Source organism: Mesorhizobium sp. WSM4830, from assembly GCF_055811495.1.
Genome location: NZ_JBVVQI010000134.1, coordinates 1 through 279, shown reverse-complemented (window position 1 = coordinate 279; position 279 = coordinate 1). Strand labels below are relative to the sequence as shown.

Below are 279 nucleotides of genomic sequence, written 5' to 3'. Positions count from 1 at the left end.
CCTACAACCTGGAACACGAGTTCGCCGCGGTGTTCGCCTTCGAACCGGTGGCCGCGCACCGCGAGTGCTTCGAAAAGAACCTCGCCGGCGTGGGCCAGCACGTGCACCTGCACGGGATCGCGCTGGGCGCGGAGCACGGCTCGGTGGCCATGTGGTCCGAGCCGGGCAGCAGCGGCAACACGCAGGTGCGCGGCAAGGGCGAGATCCCGATGGAGACCCTCGACAGCCTTGACCTGATCAACGTCGACTTCATGAAGCTCGACTGCGAGGGCTTCGAAG

General features: G+C 66.7%; 1 protein-coding gene. It reads left to right on the top strand.

Annotation, left to right across the window (positions count from 1 at the left end; genetic code table 11):
* Positions 1-279: FkbM family methyltransferase (locus AC0L2Y_RS34690; RefSeq protein ID WP_473562354.1), on the top strand; the 279-nt coding region annotated here is incomplete at both ends.